The organism is Streptomyces sp. NPDC055966, from assembly GCF_042269865.1.
Lineage (GTDB): Bacteria > Actinomycetota > Actinomycetes > Streptomycetales > Streptomycetaceae > Streptomyces.
Map to the genome: position 1 here is coordinate 24,706 of NZ_JBHJYK010000018.1, position 22,679 is coordinate 47,384.

The window sequence follows — 22,679 nt, forward strand, 5'->3', positions numbered from 1 at the left end:
GGGGGTGCTGCCTTTCCTGGGTACTGGTCGGATCAGGACTGGGCGTAGGAGGCCCGTACGGCGGCCTTGACGATCTTTCCCGAGGCCGTACGGGGCAGACTCTCGGCGAGGGTCACCGTCTGCGGGATCTTGTACTTGGCCAGCAGGGTCCGTGCGTGGGCGAGGATCTCGCCGACGTCGGCGCGGGCCCCGGGGTCCAGGACCAGGACCGCGTGGCCGACCTCGCCCCAGACCTCGTGCGGCACACCGACGACCGCGCACTCGCGGACGGCGGGGTGGGTCAGCAGGGCGGCCTCCACCTCGGCCGGGTACACGTTCTCGCCGCCCGAGACGAACATGTCCTTGACCCGGTCGACGATGTAGGCATATCCGTCGTCGTCGGTGCGTGCCACGTCACCGGTGCGCAGCCAGCCGTCGTCGGTGAGGGCGGCCGCGGTGTCCTGCGGGCGGTTCCAGTAACCGGCCATGACGTTCGGGCCGTCGACGAGGATCTCGCCCCGCTCCCCCGGCCGCGCCGCACGGCCGTCGGGGAGCACCACGCGCGCGTCGGTGAAGAAGTGCGGCACACCCGCGGAGCCCGCCTTCGCCGAGGTCTGCTCACGGTCCAGGAAGAGGACGCCGGGGGACGCCTCGGTCATCCCGTAGCCCTGGCTGAAGGCCAGCCCGCGCGCGAGGTAGGTGTCGATGGTGCGGGCGGGCACCGGCGCGCCGCCGCAGGTCAGGGTGCGCAGGCTGGACAGGTCCGTCGTCGTCCACCGGGGACGCGCGGCCAGGGCGTCGTACATCGTGGGCACCCCGAACAGGTACGTCACGCGCCGGCGCTCGACCACCTCCAGCACCCGCTCGGCGTCGAAGGCGCCCATCAGGACGACCCGGCCGCCCTTGAGGAGGGTGGGCAGACACGTCATGTTCAGCGCGGCGGTGTGGAACAGCGGGGCGACGACCAGGGTGACCTCGTCGCCGGCCAGGTCGCTGTCGACGAGGACGTTGACGCTGTTCCAGGTGATGTTGGCGTGGGTCAGGACGGCGCCCTTGGGACGGCCGGTGGTCCCCGAGGTGTACATGATCATGCAGGGGTCGTCCGGGGCCACGGCCTCGTCCAGCGGGTCGGCCGCGGCACCGGCGAGCAGGTCGTCGTACCCGAGGGCGCCGGGAGCGGCCGGGCCGAGAGTGATGCGGTGGCGCACCCCGGTGTCCGCGGCCGCCGTGGCAGCCGTGTCGCCGAGCTCGGTGTCGTGCACCAGGACCGTGCTTCCGGAGTCGGTGAGCTGGTACGCCAACTCCGCTGCCGCGAGGCGGGTGTTGAGGGGGACGAAGACGGCGCCGAGCACGCCCGCCGCGAACAGTGTCTCCAGGTGGGCGGGGTGGTTGCGGCCCAGGTGGGCGACGCGGTCGCCGCGCGCGACCCCGAGGGAGCGCAGCACGTGGGCGAGACGCAGGACCCGTTGGTGCAGCGCCTGGTAGGTGATCTCGTCGTCCTCGTGGACGATCGCGATCCGGTCCGGGGTCTTGCGGGCCCGGCGGGCGGGCCAGGATCCGATGCCTCGGTTCAACACGGCGTCTCCCTCAGTCCTTGAGCAGGCCGAGCAGTCGGGCGGCGTTCTCCTTGAGGATCCTGGGCCTGACCTCGGGCCTGATGTCAAGGGCGGCGAAGTCGGCGAGCCACCGGTCGGGCGTGATCACGGGGTAGTCGGAGCCGAAGAGCACCTTGTCCTTCAGCAGGGTGTTCGCGTAGCGCACCAGCTGCGGCGGGAAGTACTTCGGCGACCAGCCCGACAGGTCGATGTAGACGTGCGGTTTGTGCGTGGCGACCGCCAGTGCCTCGTCCTGCCAGGGGAACGACGGGTGCGCGAGGATGATCCGCAGCTCGGGGAAGTCCACGGCGACGTCGTCGACGAGCATCGGGTCGGAGTGCTTCAGCCGGATGCCGCCGCCACCGGGGACGCCGGCGCCGATGCCGGTCTGGCCGGTGTGGAACAGGGCCGGTACGCCGAGTTCCTCGATGGCCTCGTACAGCGGGTAGGCCATCCGGTCGTCGGGCGAGAAGCCCTGGAGGCTGGGGTGGAACTTGAAGCCGCGCACCCCGTACTCCGTCACCAGGCGCCGGGCCTCCCGTACGCCGGCGCGGCCCTTGTGCGGGTCGACGCTCGCGAACGGGAGGAGGACGTCGGCGTGGGCCGCGCAGCTCTCGGCGATCTCCTCGTTGGCGATGCGGGGACGGCCGGTGGCGTGCTCGGCGTCGACGGTGAACACCACGGCGGCCATGCGGCGTTCACGGTAGTGGGCGGCCATCTCCTCGACGGTGGGCTGCCGGTGGCCGTGCGCCTTGAAGTACGCGGCGGAGGCGCCGAGGAGTTCGGGGCTGAGCGAGGCGTGGCCGTCCTTGGACACCTCGGCGTGGGTGTGGACGTCGATGGCGGTCAGCGCACCGACATCGATCGTCGCACGGTGCCTGTCACCCATGTCATGCCTCCGGTACCTGGGGAGCGGGGATGCCGTAGGTCTCGGGCTCGGCGCCCACGCCGGCGTGCCAGCGCTCGGCGATGGCGTCGGCGCTCCAGCCGCCGTCGGCGAAGTCGACGGACTTCTCCCGGGGGTGGGCCCACAGGGCCAGCCGGTCGCCGCCGATGCCGATGGCCTGCCCGGTGACGTCCTCGGCGGCGTCCGACGCGAGGTAGGTGATCAGGCTCGCGACGTCCTCGACGGTGCCGAGGCCCTCGTCCCGGCGCAGCCAGGCGGGCAGCGGGGCGCCGGTGCGCTCGGACTCCTCGATGAGCGGTGCGAAGGCGGGGATGGTCTTGGTCATCTCGGTGGCCGCGACCGGGACGACGGCGTTGACGGTGATCCGGGCCCGGGCCAGCTCCAGGGCCCAGGTGCGGGCCATCGCGACGATGCCGGCCTTGGCGGCGGCGTAGTTGGTCTGGCCGAAGTTGCCGCGCTGGCCGGCCGGGGAGGAGATGAGGACGATACGGCCGCCGGTGCCCTGCTCGCGCATGCGCACCGCGGCGGCGCGCGCGCAGGTGAAGGTGCCGCGCAGATGCACCGTGACGACGGCGTCGAAGTCGTCGTCCGTCATCTTCCACAGCACCCGGTCGCGGAGGATGCCGGCGTTGGTGACGAGGACGTCGAGCCGCCCGAACTCCGTCACGGCGGTCTCGACGAGCCGCTCGGCTGCCTCGCTGTCCCCCACCGCCGCCACGACGCCCACGGCGGTGCCGCCCGCTGCGGTGATGCCGTCCACGGCGGCGTCGACGGCGCCGGGGTCGAGGTCGTTGACGACGACGCGGGCCCCGGCCGCGGCGAGGGCCCGGGCGTAGGCCAGACCGAGCCCACGACCGCTGCCGGTGACGACGGCGACCTTGCCGTGCAGATCCATGAATGCGCCTCTTCCTTGGGAACGGTCGGCCTTCCTGGAGTCCGGTCGAACAGATCGACAGGAATCCTGTTGGTTGCGCCAGTGTTCTCTTCCGACAGGAATCCTGTCAATGGCTTAGGCTGGCCGCTGCGACTCGGATCGGCATCGGGGAAGGCACCGGAAAGGCACGGCATGACGCGACCGACGAAACCCGCGACGGCACAAGCCACGGGGGAAGCGGGCCCCCGGGAGGCGGGCCCTGCCGAGGCGGGCCCGTCCGTCCTCTACCTGCTCAAGCGCACCGAACTCGTGGTCCGTGCCCGGCTGGAGGAACTGGTCAGGCCGGCCGGCATCACCGCGCTGCAGTACACCGCCCTCACCGTGCTGGACCGGCACGACGGCGTCTCCGCCGCCCGGTTGGCCCGGGACTCCTTCGTCACGGCCCAGTCCATGGCCGACATGGTCCGCGCCCTGGAGGCCCGCGATCTGATCCGCCGTGAGCCGAATCCCCGCAACCGCCGGGAGAAGGTCATCCTCCTCACCGAGTCGGGCCGCGACCTCCTGAGCGCCTACGCCGAACCGGCCCGCGAACTCGAACACCGCATGCTCCAGGACCTGACGCCGCAGGAGGTCACCCACTTCCGCGAGGCCCTCAAGAGCGCGCACCGGGCGCTGTCGTGACCGTCCGAGCCCGGCCCGCCGCCGGACGAGCCTGAGCGGTTCACGCCCCGTACACCCGGCCGGTCGACGGAAGTTGACGGTCCGTCGGCCGTCCGACACCGGGCCTAACCGGATTCGGCCGTGCACGCTGTGACGCGCGGGGCCGCGGGCTTATGGTGAGCCGTCACCTGCGGCCGCCCTGAGGGGAACTGATGTTGCTCGGGACCAGATTCGTCCGTTACGCCACCGGCTGCGCGGCAGCCCTGCTGATCAGTGCCGGACTCACCACGACGGCATCCGCCGACAGCACCACGGCCGGCCCCAACCCGGTCGCCGAACAGCTCGACGCCTACTGGAGCCCGGCCCGGATGGCCGCCGCCCTGCCCGCCGACGTCCTCAAGGGCGCCGAGGGCGGTGCGGCGGCGCACTCCGCGTCCCCCGCGGTGGACGGGCCGCAGCCGGGCGAGTACATCCCGCCGAGCCGGAGCTTCGACGGCATCCCACAGGCGGGCACCTTCTTCTGGACCGACGCCACCGGGACCGGCCGCACCTGCAGCGGCTCGGTCGTGCGCAGTCCCGGGCGCGACCTCGTGCTGAGCGCCGGACACTGTCTGAAGGGGTACGCCGGCACCTCGCCGAAGCGGCACCTGGCCTTCGTCCCGCAATACCACGACACACAAAAGCCCTTCGGGGTCTTCCCGGTGCGCACCAACGGCGTCTATGTGTCGCAGGAGTACTACGACCTGGGCGAGCACGCCGGAGCCGCGTACGACTTCGCCTTCGCCGTCACCGAACCCAACGAGGACGGAACCCTGCTCCAGGACGCGGTCGGCGGCGTACGGCTGCTCACCGGGACCGGCTACTACCACGCCCCGGTGCGGATGATCGGCTACCCGGCGGGGGCCGAGAAGCCGCTGGAGTGCTGGAGCTGGACCACCCGGTGGGACAGCGACGACCCGGCCGACCCGGGCACCTTCCCGCGCATCGCCTGCGACGCCTTCGTGGGCGGGACCAGCGGCGGCCCCATGCTGCTTCCCCTGCCGGACGGCTGGGCCGTCATCGGCGTGATCGGCGGCTATCACACGGGCGGCAACACGCCCCAGGTCTCCTACAGCGCCTACTTCGGCACCGCCACCCGGGCCCTGTACGACGCGGCGGTCAGCGGTGCCGCGCCGGCGGGCCCGCGACCCGCCGCCGGCTGAGCCCCGCCTCCCCGGAAAGTGCCCGCGCGGCCACGGCCAAAAGCCCGTCACCGTGGCACGATGGTGATGACATTCACCCTATATGAGGGGGTGCGCGCCATGGCCGTGTCCGATGCGACGCCTGGTCCGAAGACCCAGCGGCCCGGGCTGCGGCGCGAGATCGGGTTCGTCGGGCTGATCTGGGCCTCGGAGGGCTCGATCATCGGATCGGGCTGGCTGTTCGGCGCGCAGGGGGCGTTGGCGGCGGCCGGACCGGCGGCGATCATCTCGTGGGCCATCGGCGGTGTCGCGATCCTGATCCTGGCGCTGGTGCATGCGGAGCTGGGCGGCATGTACCCGGTGTCGGGCGGCACCGCCCGCTTCCCGCACTACGCGTTCGGCGGTGCCGCCGGGGCCTCCTTCGGCTGGTTCTCCTGGCTCCAGGCGGCCACGGTGGCGCCGATCGAGGTGCTGGCGATGATCACCTACGCCCAGCACTACTCCTGGGCGAGCGGCTGGGAGAAGGTCAGGAGCGGCGAGCACGTCCTCACCCCGCCCGGTATCGCCATCGCGGTCGGGCTGATGGCCGTCATCACGGCGATCAACTTCCTCAGCATCCGGCTGCTCGCCCGCACCAACAGCGCGGCGACGTGGTGGAAGGTCGGCATCCCGCTGCTGACCATCTTCGTGTTCGCCGTCGCCCAGTTCCACACCGCCAACTTCACCGCGGCCGACGGCTTCGACCCGTACGGCGCCAAGGGCATCCTGTCCGCCGTCTCCACCAGCGGCATCATCTTCGCGCTGCTGGGTTTCGAGCAGGCCGACCAGCTCGCCGGCGAGAGCGCCAACCCCAAGCGGGACATCCCGCGTGCCGTGATCGGCTCGATCATCCTCGGCATCCTCATCTACGTCGGACTCCAGGTCGTGTTCCTCGCCGCGCTGCCCGCCTCCCAGATCGGCGGCCACTGGGCCACTTCGGCGTTCACCGCCCTGAGCGGGCCGTTCGCCCAGGTCGCGACGCTCATCAGCCTCGGCTGGCTGGCCGCGGTCCTGTATCTGGACGCCGTGATCTCCCCTGCCGGCACGGGTCTGATCTACATCACCGGCTCCTCCCGGGTCTCCTACGGCCTGAGCCGCAACGGCTACGTGCCCTCCGCCTTCGAGGCCACCAACCGGCGCGGCGTCCCCTGGGTCGGACTGATCGCCGCGTTCGTGACCGGCTGCGTCTGCTTCCTGCCGTTCCCCAGCTGGCGTTCCCTCGTCGGACTCATCACCAGCGCGAGCGTGCTGATGTACGCCGGCGCGCCACTGTCCTTCGGGGTGTTCCGCAACCGTCTGCCGCAGACCCACCGCCCGTACCGGCTACCGGGCGGCAGCTGGATGTCACCTCTGGCCTTCGTCGTCGCCAACCTGCTGATCCTGTGGTCGGGTTGGACCACCGACTGGAAGCTGGGCGTCGCCATCCTCCTCGGCTACGTCATCCTGATCGCCAACCGTGTGTTCAGGATGAACCCCATCACGCCCCAACTGGACCTGCGCGCCGCCCAGTGGCTGCCGGTCTACCTGGTCGGGATGGGTCTCATCGTCTACCTCAGCGACTTCGGACCGCTCAAGCACCCCTGGTTCCCGCTGTGGTGGGACATCGGTGTGACCGCCGCCTTCAGCCTCGTCGTCTACTACTGGGCGCTGGCGGTGGCCCTGCCGGCCGAGCAGATCCAGCACATGATCGACCAGGTCGTGGTCCCGGAGGAAGAGGAGATCCTCTGACCCCGGCCCGGCCTCACCCCAACCGGAACTTCTGGGCCGCCGAGCCGTTGCAGTCCCAGATCCGCAGCCGGCTGCCGTTCGCCGTCGCCCCGTCCGGCGCGTCCAGACACCGCCCCGACTGAGGATTCAACAACGAACCGTCCGCCTGCTGCACCCACTTCTGCCCACCCACCCCGTCGCAGTCCCACAACTCCACCTGCGTCCCGGCAGCCGTCCCGTTGCCATTGATGTCCAGGCAGCGGCCCAGGGTGCTCAGGGATCCGTCCGCACGGCGGTACCAGTGCTGGTCGACCGCCCAGGACTGGCAGCCCCAGAGCTGGACGGCCGCGCCGTCGGTGCCAGTGTCGTCGCCGGCGACGTCCACACACGCACCGCCCGGGCCCGTGACGGGGGCTCCTCCGTCGACCGAGAACTTCTGGGCCGCCGAGCCGTTGCAGTCCCAGATCCGCAGCCGGGTGCCGTTCGCCGTCGCCCCGTCCGGCGCGTCCAGACACCGCCCCGACTGAGGATTCAACAACGAACCGTCCGCCTGCTGCACCCACTTCTGCCCACCCACGCCATTGCAGTCCCACAACTCCACCTGCGTCCCGGCAGCCGTCCCGTTGCCATTGATGTCCAGGCAGCGGCCGATGGTGGCGAGGCTGCCGTCGGCGCGGTGGGTCCAGTGCTGGTCCTCGGCCCAGGACTGGCAGCCCCAGAGTTGGACGGCCGTGCCGTCGGTGCCGGTGTCGTCGCCGGCCACGTCGACGCAGGTGCCGCCCGGGCCGGTGATGGTGCCCTGGGGGCCGTTGGGGACGTTCGTCTCGCCCGCGTAGCCGACGGAGACGACGTTCGCCTGGACCGCGTTCTCGGCGGCGTCGCTCGGGTAGCCGGCGACCATCACGCCCTCGAAGAAGGTGCCCATGTTCCAGTTGCTGTTGTCGCCGCCCGTGCCGAGGATGATCCCGCCCTCCTGGTGCATGGGCCGATAGCCGCCGCGGGTGGGCAGGGAGCCGTCCCACCAGGTCGTCAACCCGCCCGCCTGTGCGTCGCCGCCCTTGAGCGCGTACCGGGTCTGCCCGTCGTTCTTCAGCACCGCGGTGACGTAGGTGCTGCCGTTGCCCCGGTTGGCCGTGTTGGAGCCGTTGTCGCCCTGGAACATGCCGTTCTCCAGGTCGGCCTCGGCCCAGGGGCCGGAGCCGGTGCACGGTGCGAAGTAGCAGGTGGTCGCGAGGCTCACCGCGTCCATGTGGCCGTTGCCGGTGTCGGCCGGGGTGCTCTCGGCGTTGCCGTAGTCGAAGCAGCACGCGGAGCCCACGTGGGTGCCGCTGGCCACCATGTACGCGCCCTCCGGCCGGCCGTCGACCGCGACGCCGGAGGCGGCTCCGGTGGAGCGGTAGCCGACTCCCGGCGAGATCCACACGCCGTACACCTTGTGACCGCCGGCGGTGACGGCGATCTCGGCGGCGTCCGCGCCCCGGTCCGCGCCCATCCCTGAGGTGCCCGCCGGACCCGGCGTCAGGTCGTTGTGGCGTGCGGTCTGGTCGTAGATCCGCGTGACGGCACACGTGGTGTCGGCGCAGAACCGGTCCTGCTGCGCCGCGTCGGCGTAACCGCCCGGCGCCAGCAGGCCGATGTCGGCGCCGGCGCCGTCGGAGGCGCGGGTGACCCGCTACAGCGGGCCGTCATAGGCGGAGAAGAGCGCGCGCACGGTGCTGTGCGCGGCGACGCAGGGCGTACCGGCGCCGCCGTAGATGTCGCACGGCAGTTGGGCGCCGGCGGCCCGCGAGGTGCCGGGCAGGCCGAGCGCGGCGCCCAGGACGAGCGCGACGACGGCCAGGAACGACGCGAGCGGTCTCGGTCCTCTGCGGTTTCCGCGCATGCTGGGCTCCTCCCTGCGACGGCCGTTGCGGAAGCTACGCACGCCGATGACCCGCGTCAAGATTTGTTGCCTTTTGCCTTATGAGAAGCTCCGGGATTGAGTCAATGTGTGCGGTGGGCACGAAACATGACGTCACGTCAGTCGCGCGTCCTTGACAGCAGGGACGGAAGGCGCCAGCTTTCGGGACAACGTTGTCGAAGGGACACGGTCACGATGACTCGATCCACCCGACTCAGAGCAGACGGCAGAACTCGCCTGTTCCCGGCCCGCGTTCTGCCGCCCTTCCGACTCCCGTCCGTACTGGCCGTCGGCGCCCTCGTGGTGGGCGTCGCCGCAGCTCCCGCGCACGCCGCCGCGGGCGCGCCCCGGCTGGTCGCCGACCCCGCCTCCCTCGTGAACCCCTTCATCGGGACCTCGAACGCCGCGGACGACTTCCCCGGCGCCGACACCCCGTTCGGGATGGTCCAGTGGAGCCCCGACACCCCGCACAAGCCGGACGGCGGCGGCTACGAGTACAACGACTCGGCCATCACCGGCTTCGGCCTCACCCACATCGCCGGACCGGGGTGCCGGGCGGGCGGCGACATCCCGGTCCTGCCGACCCTCGGCACGGTGGACGCCCGCGCCACGGACAGCTTCTCGCACGCCCACGAGTCCGCCTCCCCGGGCTCGTACACGGTGTCGCTGGACAACGGCGTCAAGACGGAGCTGACCGCGACCACCCGCAGCGGCATGGCGCGCTTCACCTTCCCGGCCACCAGCCAGGCGAACCTCCTGTTCAAACTGACGAACAGTCAAAACGGTGACACCGCAGCCCAGTTCCACGTGGTGAACAGCAAGGAAGTGCGCGGCAGCGTCACGAGCGGCAACTTCTGCGGCGAGGGCAACTCCTACACCGTCTACTTCGACATGGTCTTCGACCAGCCGTTCAAGCACAGCGGCACCGCCCCGGCCGCCGCCGCGCCCACCACGCCGCGCACCGACGTCCCGGCCGGCACCCCCGAGGCGCCGAACAAGCCCGTGCTGCACGGCGTCGTCCCCGGCCCGGCCCACTCCTTCGCCAAAGCCGCGAGCGGCACCGACGGCTACGTCACATTCGACACCTCCGCCCACCGCACCGTTCAGGCCAAGGTCGGCATCTCGTACGTGTCGGCCGCCGGCGCGGTAGGCAACCGCACGGCGGAGAACCCCGGCTGGAGCTTCGCCACGGTGCGCGACGCGGCGCACACCTCCTGGAAGTCGCTCCTCGGCCGGGTGCGGATCGCGGGCGGCACGGCGGCCTGGCAGACCGTCTTCTACACGGCGCTCTACCACGCCCTGCTGCACCCGAACGTCATCAGCGACACCGACCGCCACTACCCCGGCTTCGACGGCAAGCCCCACACCGTCGACAAGGGACACACCGCCGCCTACGCCAACTACTCCGGCTGGGACGTCTACCGCTCGCAGGCCCAGCTCGAAGCCCTGATCGCGCCGAAGGCCGCCTCCGACACCGCGCAGTCGATGGTCGACGACTACCGCCAGACCGGGCTGTTCCCCAAGTGGTCGGAGAACAACGGCGAGACGTACGTGATGGTCGGCGACCCCGCGGACGAGATCATCGCCGACTACTACGCCTTCGGCGCCCGCGGCTTCGACACCGCCGCCGCCCTCAACGGTCTGATCGCGGAGGCCACCACGGCCAACAACAACCGCCCGGGCCTCAACTACCTGGAACAGACCGGCCGGTTGCCCAGCAACGGCAAGTACGGCTGCTGCAACTTCTACGGCCCCGCGTCCACCACGCTGGAGTACGACTCGGCGGACTTCGCCCTGTCCGCGCTCGCCGGAGCCCTCGGCCACGGCGCCGACCAGCAGCGTTTCGCGAACCGGGCCCAGGACTGGCAGAACCTGTTCCACTACGGCAGCGGCTTCGTCCAGCCGCGCGACGCCTCGGGCACCTGGACCTCGGGCTTCTCACCGACCTCGGGCAAGAACTTCGTCGAGGGCGACTCCTGGCAGTACACGCCGATGGTGCCGTTCAACGTGCGCGGCCTGGCCACCGCCATGGGCGGCGACGCGGCGCTGGCGAAGTTCCTGGACCAGGACCTGTCCTCGCTGACCGGGGCCGGCGGCTACACCAACCTGGGCAACGAGCCCAGCCTCAACATCCCCTGGGAGTACGACTACATCGGCCGGCCGTACCGGACGCAGGCGGTGGTCCGGCAGGTCCAGGACCAGATCTGGACCGACAGCCCGTCGGGCCTGGCCGGCAACGACGACCTGGGCGAGATGAGCTCGTGGTACGTGTGGTCCGCCCTCGGCATGTACCCCGAGACCCCGGGCACCGCCGATCTGGCCCTCGGCAGCCCGCTGTTCACCCAGGCCGTGATCACCCTGCCGTCCGGCCACACCCTCACGGTCAACGGAACCGGTGCCGCCGACGACGCCCCCTACGTCCAGTCGGCCACCTGGAACGGCACTGCGTGGAACGCGGCGCACGCACCCGACGGCGCCCTCACCGGCGGCGGCACCCTCACGTATGTGCTGGGCACCTCCGCCAACACCTCGTGGGCGTCGGACGCATCCGCCGCGCCGCGCTCCTACCCCGGCGCGCCGTCGTACACCGACGTGGGCACCTCCGCAGACACCGCGGCCGGCTCGGCGAACTTCGACGGCGCGGGCTTCAGCTACTCGGCGCGCGCCCTGGCCGGACAGGGTGTCACCCCGGGCGCGAAGGTCGCGGCCGGCGGGGTCACCTTCGCCTGGCCGAAGGCGGCGGCCGGCGCCGCGGACAACTACGTGGCGAACGGGCAGACGGTACGGGTGTCGGGCTCCGGCGCCATCTCCTTCCTGGGCGCCGCCAACAACGGCCCGGCCTCCGGCACCGCGACCGTGACGTACACGGACGGCACGACCCAGTCGGTGCCCCTGGCCTTCTCCGACTGGACGCTGGCGGCGGGCAGCGCCTCGCCGCTCGCGGACAACACCATCGCGGTGACCACGTCCTACCGCAACCAGACCGGCACGTCGTCCGACCCCACCACGACCTACGTGTTCGCCACCAAGCCGGTGGCGCTGGCCGCGGGCAGGACGGTCGCCGCCGTGCGGCTGCCGTCCGACGTCGCCTCCGGCGGGCTGCACGTCTTCGCGATCGGCTTCGGCACCGGCTGAGCCGTCCGGAACATGCCGCCCGGTGGAGCAATGGCCGGGATTCCGGGGCACGACCCGCCAGGCTGGAGGGCTGTCGAGGTCGTGTGACACAGGAGTCCGGGTGCGAGAACCACGTAGGCCGAACCGTCAGGTGTGCCGTCCCTCCGAAGAGACGGCACACCGCGGGGCCGAAGCCGGATCGTCCGTGCCCCGGAGCGACGGATGAGCCGGGAACCCGCCGACCGGGAGTCGGACAGCTTCGGCGACCCGCGGACTCGGCTGCCGACGGCTCCCCTGTGGCTGCGCTGGCTGCCGGTCCTGTGGGTGGCGGCTTTACTGGCCGTGGAGCCCGTGACGCCGGTTGACTGGCCGGTGAGCTACGCGCTGATCGCCGTACCCCTGCTCGCGGCCTTCGCCTACGGTCCCGTCGGCGTCGCCGTGGCCACGGTGTTCTCCGTGGTCTTCGAGGGGGTGCTGGCCGGCACCCCGTGCTGCGCGGGCCGGTCCGTCGGCTATCTGTGGGACCGGCACTACGTCGCCTCCTACATCTGTACGGCCCTGGTGGGCGCCCTCGGCACGGTCCTGGCCGCCCACCGGATCCGGCGCGAGCGCACCCTCGCCGACGTCCGGTTCGTGGCCGACATCGCGCAGCGCGTCCTGCTGCGGCCGGTGCCGCACCGGATCGGGCACCTTCAGCTGGAGAGCCTCTACCTCTCGGCCGCCGCGGAGGCCCGGATCGGCGGTGACCTCTTCGAGGCCGTCCCCACCGGCTTCGGGGTCCGCCTGCTCATCGGAGACGTGCGCGGCAAGGGACTGCTCGCGGTGGAGACCGCCGCCACCCTGCTCGGCGCGTTCCGCGAGGCCGCGTACGAGGAACCCGACCTGGCCACGCTCGCCGCCCGGATGGAGACGAGCATGGCCCGCAGGGCGGAGCGGCTCGGCGGGGACGAGACCGTCGAGCGGTTCGTCACCGCGGTCTTCGCCGAGATCCCGGCCGACGGCGGACTCGTCTACGTCGTCAACTGCGGCCATCCGCCGCCGCTGTGCCTGCGGGCCGGCGAGGTGGGCGAGCTGGACAGCGGGCGGTCGGCGCCGCCGCTGAACGTCGGCATGCTGGTCCCGAACCCGTACCACGTCGACGTCTACCCGTTCTGGCCCGGCGATCAGCTGCTGCTGTACACCGACGGTGTCACGGAGACCCGGGACGCGTCGGGCAGGTTCTATCCCCTGGCCGAGCGCGTGCGCTCCTGGGGCCCGCTGCCGCCCGTGGAGTTGCTCGCGCGCCTCCACGACGACCTGCTCGCCTACGGGCACCACGGCCTCCAGGACGACACCGCGGCCCTCGCGGTGTGCCTGCTGCCGGGCGAGCCGCCGACGACGGCCCCGCCGCCGACGGCCGAGTGAGCGTCAGAAGGCGGTGTGGGCGAACCAGTTGTCGAGGACCGCGGTCGGTCCCGAGACGTCGTAGCCCGGCTCCTGGTACGAGCGGCGGCCGTAGAGGAGCAGCAGGAGGCCGGCAGCCGGGGCGCGCACGACCGCCGTCGCCTCGGCGTCCTCCCGCGGCACCGGGCGGAACCCGTCCGGGTCCAGGCGCACCCGCCACTCCTCGCCGGTGTCCGTGCTCACGAACGCGAGCGTCTCGCCGTCGCCGCGCAGCTTGGTCACACCGGGGGCGAAGAGGCCCGCGTAGGGCAGGTTGACCAGGAACTCGTCCACGCCGTCCGCCGCGAGGGCCGGCTCGATGTCCGCCTCCGCACCCGCCCGACCGCCCACGGCCTGCTCCGCGTCGACCCGGTGCACCAGCGTCTCGAAGAGCATCCGGCGCGCCCAGAACCCCGCGCGGCGGTCCGCGCCCCAGACCCACATCGGCGCCTCGGGGTCGGTGTCCCGCAGGACGGCCGCGACGGCCTGCTCCCCGGCGGCCACCCAGCCGGGCCACTCCCGCTCGTCCTCGGGTAGCCCCAGCTCCACGTCGCGGCTGCGCGGCGGCTCCTGCACGCGCTGGGTCAGCAGCGCGGCGAACCAGCGCTGGAGGGAGCCCACGTGCCGGGTGAGGTCGGCGAGCGTCCAGCCGGGGCAGGCCGGCACGGCGCTCGCGAGGTCGGCGTCCTCGACCGCCGCGGCGAAACGCAGGGTCTCGCGGGCGACGGCCTCGCGGTAGGTGTCGTACGGCAGGGGGTGTCCCTGCCCGCTGGTCGCTGCCATCGGCTGCCGCCGTCCTGTTCTGTTCTCGGTACGGATGTCCGGTACGGATGTCCGGTACGGATGTCGCGTCGGCGACAGTCTGGCGCCTGGAGTCCACTCCAAGGCAAATCACGGGTCAGGGGGCGGATCGGGGAGGGGATCCGGGATGTCCTGTTCGGCCCAGATGATCTTGCCCTGGTCCGTGTAGCGGGCGCCCCAGCGCAGGGCGAGCTGGGCGACCAGGAAGAGCCCGCGGCCGCCCTCGTCGGTGCTGCGGGCGTGCCGCAGCCGGGGCGCGGTGCTGCTGGCGTCGGAGACCTCGCAGGTGAGGCGGGCGTCGTGGAGCAGCCGGAGGCGGATGGGCGGTGCGGCGTAGCGGATGGCGTTGGTGACGAGTTCGCTCACCACGAGCTCGGTCGTCAGGGCCAGCTCCTCCAGGCCCCAGTCGCGCATCTGCCGGATGGCCCGGGCGCGCAGGTCGCCGACGGCGGCCGGGTCGGGCGGCACCTCCCAGGAGGCGACCCGGTCCGCGCCGAGGACGTGGGTGCGGGTGAGCAGGAGCGCGATGTCGTCGGGCTGGGGCACGGGCACGAGCTGCCGCACGGCGGACGCGCACAGCGCGCCCAGGTCGTCCCCGGTGCGGGCGAGGACCGCGCACAGGCGGGCCATGCCCCGCTCCACGTCGTGGTCGGGGCCCTCGATGAGGCCGTCGGTGTAGAGCCCGAGCAGGCTGTTCTCGGCCAGTTCGATCTCGGTGGCCTCGAACGACATGCCGCCCAGCCCGAGCGGAGGCCCGGCGGGGATCTCCGGGAAGCCGGCCTCGCCGTCGGGGGTGACGACCACGGGCGGCGGGTGCCCGGCCCGGGCCATCGTGCAGCGTCGGCTGACCGGGTCGTAGACGGCGTAGAGGCAGGTCGCGCCGATGAAGGTGGTCGTGGAGCGGGCCGCCGCGCCGGCGGCGGTCTCCGCGTCGCTCAGCCGGAGCACCAGGTCGTCGAGGTGGGCGAGCACTTCGTCGGGGGGCATCTCCATCTCGGCGAGGGTCTGCACCGCCGTCCGGAGCCGGCCCATGCTGGCCGCCGCGGTGATGCCGTGGCCGACCACGTCGCCGACGACGAGGCCCACCCGGGCGCCGGACAGCGGGATCACGTCGAACCAGTCGCCGCCGACGCCGCCGGACAGGTCCGCCGGCAGATAGGTGGAGGCCACGTCGAGTGCGGTGCCGCCGGACAGCGTCGGGGGCAGCAGGCTGCGCTGGAGCGTGACGGCCGCGGTGTGTTCCCTGGTGTAGCGGCGGGCGTTGTCCACGCACACCGCCGCACGGGCCACCAGCTCGCGGGCGACCAGGACGTCGTCGGGGCCGAAGGAGACCGGGTTGAGGGTGCGGGCGAAGGTGGTGAGGCCGAGGACGGTGTTGCGGGCCCGCATCGGCGCGGCGATGAGCGAGTGCAGGCCGTACTGCCGGATCCGCTCCGCCCGCAGGGGCTCCCGGGTGACCCACTGCTCGTCGGCGGGGTCGAGGACCGGGATGAGCAGCGGTTCGCCGTCGATCAGCAGGTTCGCGTCGTACGGCGGCGGGACGAAGTCGACGGTGTCGCCGACCTGGGCGACGGCCTCGGGGCAGCCCTCGCGCACCGAGCGCATCGCCGCGCGGCACATCAGCGGCTTGGCGGGCGCGGGGCCGGCGTCGGGCAGCCAGGCGCCGTGGCCCTCGGTGCTGAGCACGGGCTCCAGCAGGTCGACCACGACGAAGTCGGCGAAGCGGGGGACGGCGAAGTCGGCGAGTTCCTCTGCGGTGGCCACCACGTCGAGCGTCCGGCCGATGCTCGTGCCGGCCTCGCTGACCAGCGTCAGCAACTGCCGGGCGTGCCAGCGCTCGGTGACGTCCTGGACCATGTAGCAGACGCCGGTGATGGCGGCGTCGGCGTCGACGAGGGGGAAGAACGAGGTCGAGTAGGCGTGCCGGCGGTGCGGATCGGCCCAGCTCCAGCCCTCGTACTCGTAGTCGGTGACCGGCAGTCCCGTCGCGAACACCTTGCGCATCAGCCCCTCCAGGGCCTCTGCCTGAAGTCCCGGGAGCAGCTCGTTCAGGCGCCGTCCCAGCCGCTCCTCACGGGGCACCCCGCCGAAGTGCTCCAGGGTGTCGTTCAGCCACACGTAGCGCAGCTCGCGGTCCATGACGGCCATGCCGACCGGGGAGCGGGTGAGGAAACCGTCGAGGACGGACTGGCCCATGGTCCACTGCCGGTGCCGTTCCCGCGCCGACACCAGGAAGCACGCGTCCGCGCCCACCCGGAAGGAGGCGGAGACGCGCAGCTCGACGTCGAAGGCGCGGCCGTCCCGGTGGCGTACGGTGATCCGCCCGCTCCAGCCGTTTCCGGCGAGGCACCGCTCCACGATGCCGGCGAGCCGGGCCGGGTCCTCGGGCATGGCCAGCAAGGGCGCGGCGGAGCGCCCGACGACCTCCCGTTCCGGGTAGCCGAGCAGTGCCGTCGCGCAGCGGGTCCAGCCGACCACGACGCCGTGTTCCGAGATCACCGCGGTCGCGTCGGTGGACGCGTCGAACAGATCGCCCGGTCTCACCGCCGGCGATGCGGCGCCGCCCTGTCGCGCTGGTTCCATCGATTCCACCCTTACACCACTATGAGCGTGCTTGTCCGCCGGTGTGCAGGCAACCGGTGGACAGCGGGGGCCGGCTGCCCCGGCCGGCGCGGACGATCTCCACCGAGGCGCCGGGCGGGGCGACGCCTGTCCCGCACACGGCCCGCCTCGCTCGCGGAGGTCCGTACGGAGGCGGAGCGGCCCGGCGCCGACGCGGACCACACCGCGCTCTCCGAGGCCTTCGGCGGTGAGTTCCCGCCGTCGCCGCAGGGCGCGGCACGGCTGCGGCGCACCGGGGAGGGCGGCGGTGACCCGCGACGCGGCCGACGGCTGTGCCGGCGGGGCCGTCCGCTCGGCGCCCGCCGGGGGCACCGCGGAGGCGGTGGGCGTCGGCACCGTCCCGGCGCGCCGGGGCCGGGGCGTCGCCGCCGCGGTCACCCACGACCCGGCCGCGCCCCCGCTCGGCCGGGGCACGCGGTCGGTGTGGCCGGAGTACTCGGGCGGCGGCTCGCGCCGCGTGTACGGGAGGGTCGGCTTCCGGCTGGGCGGCACCCGGCTGTACGTGTCGCTGGAAGTGTGACCCCGAGCCCCCGCGTGCTGCGGTCAGGTCGCCGGCCGGCCCGCGCGGTAGAGGTCGCGCAGGAGCGCGATCTCGGCGCCGTGGTGCAGGACTTCCTGGTTGACCCACCACACGATGTCGAGGAACGGCTCCTCCGCGTCGCTGCCGTACGGGTAGCCGCAGTACCCCACCGTGTCCAGGGCCGCGTCGTCCGCGCCCAGCAGGGCCTGACGCCAGGCGGCGGCGCCGTCCGCGAAGGCCGCGACGGCCCCGGCGGCGTCCCCGTCGACGGGATGCTCCTCCCGGGTCGCCGAGCGGCTTCCGGCGGTGTGGTCGGTGCGGAGGGCCAGCATTTCGGTGAGATGGCTCAGGCGCCAGGCGAGGGTCGTGACCGGCGGCGGCCACGGATGCGGGTAGGCCGCGGCATCCCGCCCCCAGGTGCCGCCGCCCGCCAGGAGGGTCGCGCGGGGTCCGGGCCCGTCCGCGCGCCGGCGGACGGACCAGCAGCCGGGGACGGGTTCCCAGAAGTACTCCTCGTCGGTGAGGGGTTCGACCCGGGTGTCCGTGCCGTCGCCGCTGTCCATGACGGGTCCGGTCAGCCGGCGCAGGAGCCGCTCGCGGGCGAAGTCGAACTGGTCGAGCAGCGGCCGCAGTCGGGGCGGTGGTGTCGTCATCAGTGCCTCCTCGTGGGACGGACCGGCGCCGGGCCGCGGGCGTACCGGTCGGTGGCCGCCACCACCGCCTCGGCCACGCCCGCCGCCCCGGCGTTGTGCCCGGTGTCGCCCACGATCACCAACTCGCTGTCGGGCCAGGCGTGATGGAGCCGCCAGACGATGCCGAGGAGGTTGCCGAAGTCGAGTTCGCCCTGGACGAGCGTGCCGGGGATGCCCTTGAGCAGGTGCGCGTCGCGCAGGATCACACCGTCGCCGCTCGCGGCCTCGCCCCCGCCCGCACCCCCGCCGAGGAAGTGGCCGTTGCCCCAGTAGTGCGTGACGGTGCGGGCGAACCCCATGCGGAACACGGGGTCTTCGTAGCGGGTGACCGAGCGCGGCGGTGCGGGGATCACGGCCGTCTCCCAGTCGGTCCAGGCCCGTGCGGCGCGCTCCCGCACCTCGGGGTCGGGCGATTCGAGCAGCCGGTTGTAGGCGGCGGCGAGGTTGCCGTCGCGCTCGCCCTCGGGCACCGCGGACCGGAACCGTTCGAAGGCCTCGGGGAAGATCCGGCCGAGCCCCCGGGTCAACAGCTCGACCTCGGCGTCCGATCCGGTGGCGACCCCGGTCAGCACGAGTTCCGAGACGACGCCCGGGTGGGTCTGGGCGTAGCGCAGTCCGAGCACCGACCCGAAGGAGACACCCCACACGAGCCACCGGTCGATGCCCAGGTGACGGCGCAACTCCTCAAGATCGGTGATGAGTTGGCCCGTCGTGTTGACACTCATGTCGGTGTCGGGGCGGCTCGCGTGCGGGATCGAGCGGCCGCTGCCGCGCTGGTCGAGCAGGACGATCCGGTAGGCGGCCGGGTCGAACAGCCGCCGGAAGTACGGGGTGCTGCCGGACCCGGGGCCGCCGTGCAGGACGACGGCGGGCTTGCCGTCGGGGTTGCCGCAGGTCTCCCAGTGGACGTGGTTGCCGTCGCCCACGTCGAGCATGCCGTTCTCGTACGGTTCGAGCTCCGGATACAGAGGCATCCGGGCACCGTAGCGCAGGCGGGAGCGTGCCGCTCGGGGATATACGCTCGGTCCGCTCTGTCGCGGAAGCGCCCCGGAATTGTCCGTGATCGGTAACAGAGGGATCCCGTGATCAACCCGGCCCGTCCTGACAGGTGCACAGGAACTCGGCGGTACGACACGGAAACAGAACAGGGGCGGACATGGCGCGGCACAACGGGCGGGGTTGGTACGGCCGGATGATCGCAGCGGCGGTCGGCGTGACCGCGGTCGCCGCCGCCACCTCGGTGTGGACCGCGCAGGCCGGTCAGTCGTCGGGCGGCAGCGCGGCGGCGGCGCCGGGTGCCTCGGCGCGGCACACCGCACCGACGTCGGTCACCGTGTCCCCCGACATCGCCCACGCCTCGGACGGCGGCGCGCACGCGGTCAACATCACCATCGACGACGGTCCGGACCCGGTGTGGACCCCGCAGGTGCTCCAAGTGCTGCGCGAGAACGGGGTGAAGGCGACGTTCTGCATGATCGGCCCGCAGGCGCAGGCGCACCCGGACCTGGTCCGCCAGGTGGTGGCGGCCGGGCACCGGCTGTGCGACCACACGGTGTCGCACGACACCACGATGGACAAGAAGTCCGAGGCCTACCAGTCGCAGCAGATCCTGGACGCCGAGCAGCAGATCACCAAGGCGTCCGGTGGCGTCCGGCCGATGTACTACCGGGCCCCGGGCGGTGCGTTCACGCCGTACAGCCGGGAGCTCGCCGCCGCGCACGGGATGCGGCCGCTCGGCTGGAACGTGGACTCCAAGGACTTCGAGCGGCCGGGCACCCAGACCATCGTGGCCACCGTCCGCGGCGAGCTGTCCAACGGCCCGACGATCCTGTTCCACGACGCGGGCGGCGAGCGCTCGCAGACCGTGGCCGCGCTGCGCATCCTGCTGCCGCAGCTGAAGCAGCAGGGCTACTCCTTCGGCTTCCCGGTCCGCTGAACGGGCCGCTGGACGGGCCGCTGGACGGGCCGCTGGACGGGCCGCCGTAGCGGGCGGCCACGCCCGATGGCCTGCGATCACGTCCGGGAACACCCTGGTGAACCCAGGGCGAAATCTTGGCCACCGATTCCTGGGTGCGGCTGTTCGGATCCGGAGCGACGCCTACCATGAGGCCACTGCACACGTCGTTCCGGAAAGGCTCGCCATGCCGTTGCCTCGCCTCGGCACGCGGTCCGTTCGTCTCCGGACGGCACCCGTCGTGTTCGTCGCCCTCTCCGTGGCCCTCGCGGGCACGGCCCTGGCGCTGTCCCCCGGGGACGGGCCCGGCGGCGGCCACACCGGCGCCGACGCGACCCGGCACACCGTGATCGACGTGTCGCAGAGCCACTGCGGCAGGGGCTGGACCCGGCCCGGGCCCGGGGTGCGCACCTTCGATCTGCACAACTCCTCCGACGGCGCCGCCGAGGTCTATCTCGAAGATCCGGCCAGCCATGCGGTGTACGGCGAGGTGGAGGGCATCGGGCCCGGCACGACACGGCAGTTGACCGTGCGGCTGGGCAAGGGGGCGTACGCGTTCAAGTGCGTCCCGGACGACGCCGACGCGGTCACCGGGCCCACCGTGCACATCGCTTCGGGGCAGCGCGGCCCGGGTGCGGCCCCGGTCACCGAACACGACCTCATCCCGCCCGCCCTCGCCTACCAGAAGTGGGTCGGCGGCGGACTCGACGACGTCGTCCGGCTGACCACGCGGCTGCAGCGGGACATCGACGGCGGCGACCTCGCCACCGCCCGCACGGACTGGCTGCCCGCACATCTGGAGTACGAGCGCCTCGGGGCCGCCTACGACGCATTCGGGGACGCGGACGCGCAGGTCAACGGCACGGACGCGGGGCTCGCCGGCGGGGTGCACGACAAGGGATTCGCCGGGTTCCACCGGATCGAGTACGGGCTGTGGCACGGCGAGTCGGCCGACGGGCTGCGCGCCCCGGCGACGGCGCTGGTCAAGGCCGTGACGGGGCTGCGCGACACTTGGTCGCAGACCCGGATGGACCCGGCCCAACTGGGGCTGCGCGCGCACGAGATCCTGGAGAACACCGTGCAGTTCGAGCTGACCGGCCGCACCGACTACGGCAGCGGCAGCAACCTCGCCACCGCCCGCGCCAACCTCGACGGCACCCGCGAGGTGCTGTCCCGGCTGCGCCCGCTGCTGACCACCCGGTACGCCGATCTGCCGGGCCTGGACAAGGAGTTGGACCGGGCCCAGCACACCCTCGACGGCTTCCGGAAGGGTGACGGCTGGACCTCGCTCGACGAACTGACCCGCGCCCAGCGGGAGCAGGGCGACGCGGTCCTCGGAGATCTGGTGGAGCGACTGGCGTCGGTGGCCACCCTGTGCGACCCGCGGAGGACCGTGTGAGCGGCGACGGACGACCCGACGGCCTGGCCCGGCGCGGCTTCCTGCGGGGTGCCGCCCTGGCGGGGGCCGGTCTCGCCACGAGTGCCGCGGCCGCACCGGAGACCACCGCCGCCACGCCGGACGCGATCGCTCCCTTCCACGGGGTGCACCAGGCATCGGCGATCGCCGCCCCGCGCCGTACCAGCGTCTTCGCGTCCCTGGACGTGACCGCCGAGTCGCGCGCCGAACTCGCCGACGTGCTGCGCACATTGACCGACCGGGCCCGCTTCCTCACCGCCGGCGGAACACCGGCGCCCGTCGGCATCACCGGTCCGCCCGCCGACTCGGGGGTCCTCGGTGACCGACTGCCCGCAGGCCGGCTGGCCGTCACCGTGGGCGTCGGCGCCTCGCTCTTCGACGACCGGTACGGGCTCGCGGCCCGCAGGCCCCGGCGGCTGACCGCGATGCCCGCCTTCCCGGACGACGACCTCCGGGCGGACTGGTGCCACGGCGACCTCAGCCTGCACCTGCACGCCGACGACCCGGACACCACGCTGCACGCGCTGCGGGACATCGCCCGGCACACCCGGGGCGCTCTCCAGGTGCGCTGGCGGCTGGACGGCTTCAGCAGTCCGCCCCGCCCGTCGGGCACCCCGCGCAACCTGCTGGGCTTCAAGGACGGCACCGCCAACCCGGACGCCACGAGCGCCCGGGAGATGAACCGGCTGATCTGGGTCGGCACGGGCGCGGGCGAGCCGGAGTGGGCGGTCGGCGGCAGCTATCAGGTGGTGCGGCTGATCCGCATGCTGGTGGAGTTCTGGGACCGGGTCTCGCTAGGCGAGCAGGAGCGGATGTTCGGCCGCGCCCGGGTCTCCGGCGCACCGCTGGACGGCGACCACGAGCACGACACACCGAAGTACGCGGACGACCCCAAGGGTGACGTCATCCCGCTGGACGCGCACATCCGCCTGGCCAACCCGCGCACACCCGCCACCGCCGACCAGCGCCTGCTGCGCCGTGCCTACAACTACGACCGGGGCATGGACGCCAACGGCAACCTCGACATGGGCCTGCTGTTCTGCTGCTACCAGCAGGACCTCAAGCGGCAGTTCGAGACCGTGCAACACCGGCTGGCGGGCGAGCCGTTGACGGACTACATCAAGCCGTTCGGCGGCGGCTACTTCTTCGCCCTGCCCGGCGTACGGGACGCGGCCGACTGGTACGGACGGGCCCTGCTCGGCTGAACCCGCCGCGCTCCGCCCGGCCGAACCTGTCCGGACAACTTGGCGGCCCGTAGGGTCAACACACAGTCAAGTTTTGCCCCAACATCCATG

At 72.6% G+C, this 22,679-nt stretch carries 17 protein-coding genes and 1 pseudogene; 9 read left to right on the top strand and 9 right to left on the bottom strand.

Features of this window, described 5'->3' with window-relative positions; translation table 11 throughout:
* Positions 1 to 32: 32 nt before the first annotated feature.
* From ACFC8N_RS32515 to ACFC8N_RS32525, 3 genes are read right to left on the bottom strand one after another with little or no spacing between them, the layout of a single operon-like run.
* Entirely contained in the window at positions 33 to 1,556 is a 1,524-nt protein-coding gene (locus ACFC8N_RS32515) for a long-chain fatty acid--CoA ligase (RefSeq protein WP_376292071.1), read from the bottom strand.
* A gap of 10 nt (positions 1,557 to 1,566) precedes the next feature.
* Positions 1,567 to 2,463 (bottom strand): amidohydrolase family protein, encoded by an 897-nt coding sequence (locus ACFC8N_RS32520; protein WP_376292074.1) that lies wholly within the window; start codon positions 2,461 to 2,463, stop codon positions 1,567 to 1,569.
* A gap of 1 nt (position 2,464) precedes the next feature.
* Entirely contained in the window at positions 2,465 to 3,376 is a 912-nt protein-coding gene (locus ACFC8N_RS32525) for an SDR family NAD(P)-dependent oxidoreductase (RefSeq protein ID WP_362822810.1), read from the bottom strand.
* A 171-nt stretch (positions 3,377 to 3,547) separates the two neighbouring features.
* Here ACFC8N_RS32525 and ACFC8N_RS32530 point away from each other — a divergent pair, with 171 nt between their 5' ends.
* The 3 genes from ACFC8N_RS32530 (at position 3,548) to ACFC8N_RS32540 (ending at position 6,963) form a co-directional block, all read left to right on the top strand.
* On the top strand, positions 3,548 to 4,036 hold the full coding sequence (locus ACFC8N_RS32530) for a MarR family winged helix-turn-helix transcriptional regulator (protein WP_376292076.1): 489 nt from the start codon (positions 3,548 to 3,550) through the stop codon (positions 4,034 to 4,036).
* Between the two features lie 191 nt (positions 4,037 to 4,227).
* Positions 4,228 to 5,217 carry a trypsin-like serine peptidase gene (locus ACFC8N_RS32535; RefSeq protein ID WP_376292079.1) on the top strand — a complete coding sequence of 330 codons (990 nt, stop codon included), beginning with the start codon at positions 4,228 to 4,230 and terminating at the stop codon, positions 5,215 to 5,217.
* Between the two features lie 99 nt (positions 5,218 to 5,316).
* Positions 5,317 to 6,963: an APC family permease gene (locus ACFC8N_RS32540; protein WP_376292080.1), complete on the top strand. Its 1,647-nt coding sequence runs from the start codon at positions 5,317 to 5,319 to the stop codon at positions 6,961 to 6,963.
* A 13-nt stretch (positions 6,964 to 6,976) separates the two neighbouring features.
* Here ACFC8N_RS32540 and ACFC8N_RS32545 read toward each other — a convergent pair whose 3' ends face one another.
* On the bottom strand, positions 6,977 to 7,735 hold the full coding sequence (locus ACFC8N_RS32545) for a ricin-type beta-trefoil lectin domain protein (RefSeq protein ID WP_376292331.1): 759 nt from the start codon (positions 7,733 to 7,735) through the stop codon (positions 6,977 to 6,979).
* A gap of 48 nt (positions 7,736 to 7,783) precedes the next feature.
* Positions 7,784 to 8,824, bottom strand: a pseudogene (locus ACFC8N_RS32550) (arabinofuranosidase catalytic domain-containing protein); the annotation flags it as partial.
* A gap of 213 nt (positions 8,825 to 9,037) precedes the next feature.
* On the opposite strand from ACFC8N_RS32550, the gene ACFC8N_RS32555 reads away from it, so the two are divergent.
* Together ACFC8N_RS32555 and ACFC8N_RS32560 are read left to right on the top strand one after the other, a co-directional pair.
* A complete protein-coding gene (locus ACFC8N_RS32555; protein WP_376292082.1) occupies positions 9,038 to 11,977 on the top strand; it encodes a lectin in 2,940 nt (979 codons plus the stop codon).
* A gap of 201 nt (positions 11,978 to 12,178) precedes the next feature.
* The gene (locus ACFC8N_RS32560) at positions 12,179 to 13,360 is read left to right on the top strand and encodes a PP2C family protein-serine/threonine phosphatase (protein ID WP_376292085.1); all 1,182 of its coding nucleotides are present in this window, start codon (positions 12,179 to 12,181) and stop codon (positions 13,358 to 13,360) included.
* Positions 13,361 to 13,363: 3 nt separating this feature from the next.
* Here ACFC8N_RS32560 and ACFC8N_RS32565 read toward each other — a convergent pair whose 3' ends face one another.
* Both ACFC8N_RS32565 and ACFC8N_RS32570 read right to left on the bottom strand, forming a co-directional pair.
* Positions 13,364 to 14,161 (bottom strand): maleylpyruvate isomerase N-terminal domain-containing protein, encoded by a 798-nt coding sequence (locus tag ACFC8N_RS32565; RefSeq protein ID WP_362822814.1) that lies wholly within the window; start codon positions 14,159 to 14,161, stop codon positions 13,364 to 13,366.
* Positions 14,162 to 14,269: 108 nt separating this feature from the next.
* Entirely contained in the window at positions 14,270 to 16,762 is a 2,493-nt protein-coding gene (locus ACFC8N_RS32570) for a SpoIIE family protein phosphatase (protein ID WP_376292087.1), read from the bottom strand.
* A gap of 286 nt (positions 16,763 to 17,048) precedes the next feature.
* On the opposite strand from ACFC8N_RS32570, the gene ACFC8N_RS32575 reads away from it, so the two are divergent.
* Positions 17,049 to 17,321, top strand: coding sequence for a GNAT family N-acetyltransferase (locus ACFC8N_RS32575; RefSeq protein ID WP_376292089.1), 273 nt, complete (start codon positions 17,049 to 17,051; stop codon positions 17,319 to 17,321).
* 23 nt (positions 17,322 to 17,344) lie between these two features.
* Here ACFC8N_RS32575 and ACFC8N_RS32580 read toward each other — a convergent pair whose 3' ends face one another.
* Both ACFC8N_RS32580 and pip read right to left on the bottom strand, forming a co-directional pair.
* The gene (locus tag ACFC8N_RS32580; RefSeq protein WP_376292092.1) at positions 17,345 to 17,974 is read right to left on the bottom strand and encodes a DinB family protein; all 630 of its coding nucleotides are present in this window, start codon (positions 17,972 to 17,974) and stop codon (positions 17,345 to 17,347) included.
* Positions 17,974 to 18,987, bottom strand: coding sequence for a prolyl aminopeptidase (gene pip / locus ACFC8N_RS32585; protein ID WP_376292094.1), 1,014 nt, complete (start codon positions 18,985 to 18,987; stop codon positions 17,974 to 17,976). The genes ACFC8N_RS32580 and pip overlap by 1 nt, the downstream gene beginning before the upstream one ends.
* Before the next feature lie 182 nt (positions 18,988 to 19,169).
* Here pip and ACFC8N_RS32590 point away from each other — a divergent pair, with 182 nt between their 5' ends.
* The 3 genes from ACFC8N_RS32590 to efeB all read left to right on the top strand — a co-directional run bounded on the left by ACFC8N_RS32590 (position 19,170) and on the right by efeB (position 22,589).
* Positions 19,170 to 19,949 (top strand): polysaccharide deacetylase family protein, encoded by a 780-nt coding sequence (locus ACFC8N_RS32590; protein WP_356037038.1) that lies wholly within the window; start codon positions 19,170 to 19,172, stop codon positions 19,947 to 19,949.
* A 205-nt stretch (positions 19,950 to 20,154) separates the two neighbouring features.
* Positions 20,155 to 21,366, top strand: coding sequence for an EfeM/EfeO family lipoprotein (locus ACFC8N_RS32595; RefSeq protein ID WP_376292097.1), 1,212 nt, complete (start codon positions 20,155 to 20,157; stop codon positions 21,364 to 21,366).
* Positions 21,363 to 22,589, top strand: coding sequence for an iron uptake transporter deferrochelatase/peroxidase subunit (gene efeB / locus ACFC8N_RS32600; protein WP_376292100.1), 1,227 nt, complete (start codon positions 21,363 to 21,365; stop codon positions 22,587 to 22,589). Before ACFC8N_RS32595 ends, efeB begins: the two co-directional genes overlap by 4 nt.
* Positions 22,590 to 22,679: the final 90 nt, after the last annotated feature.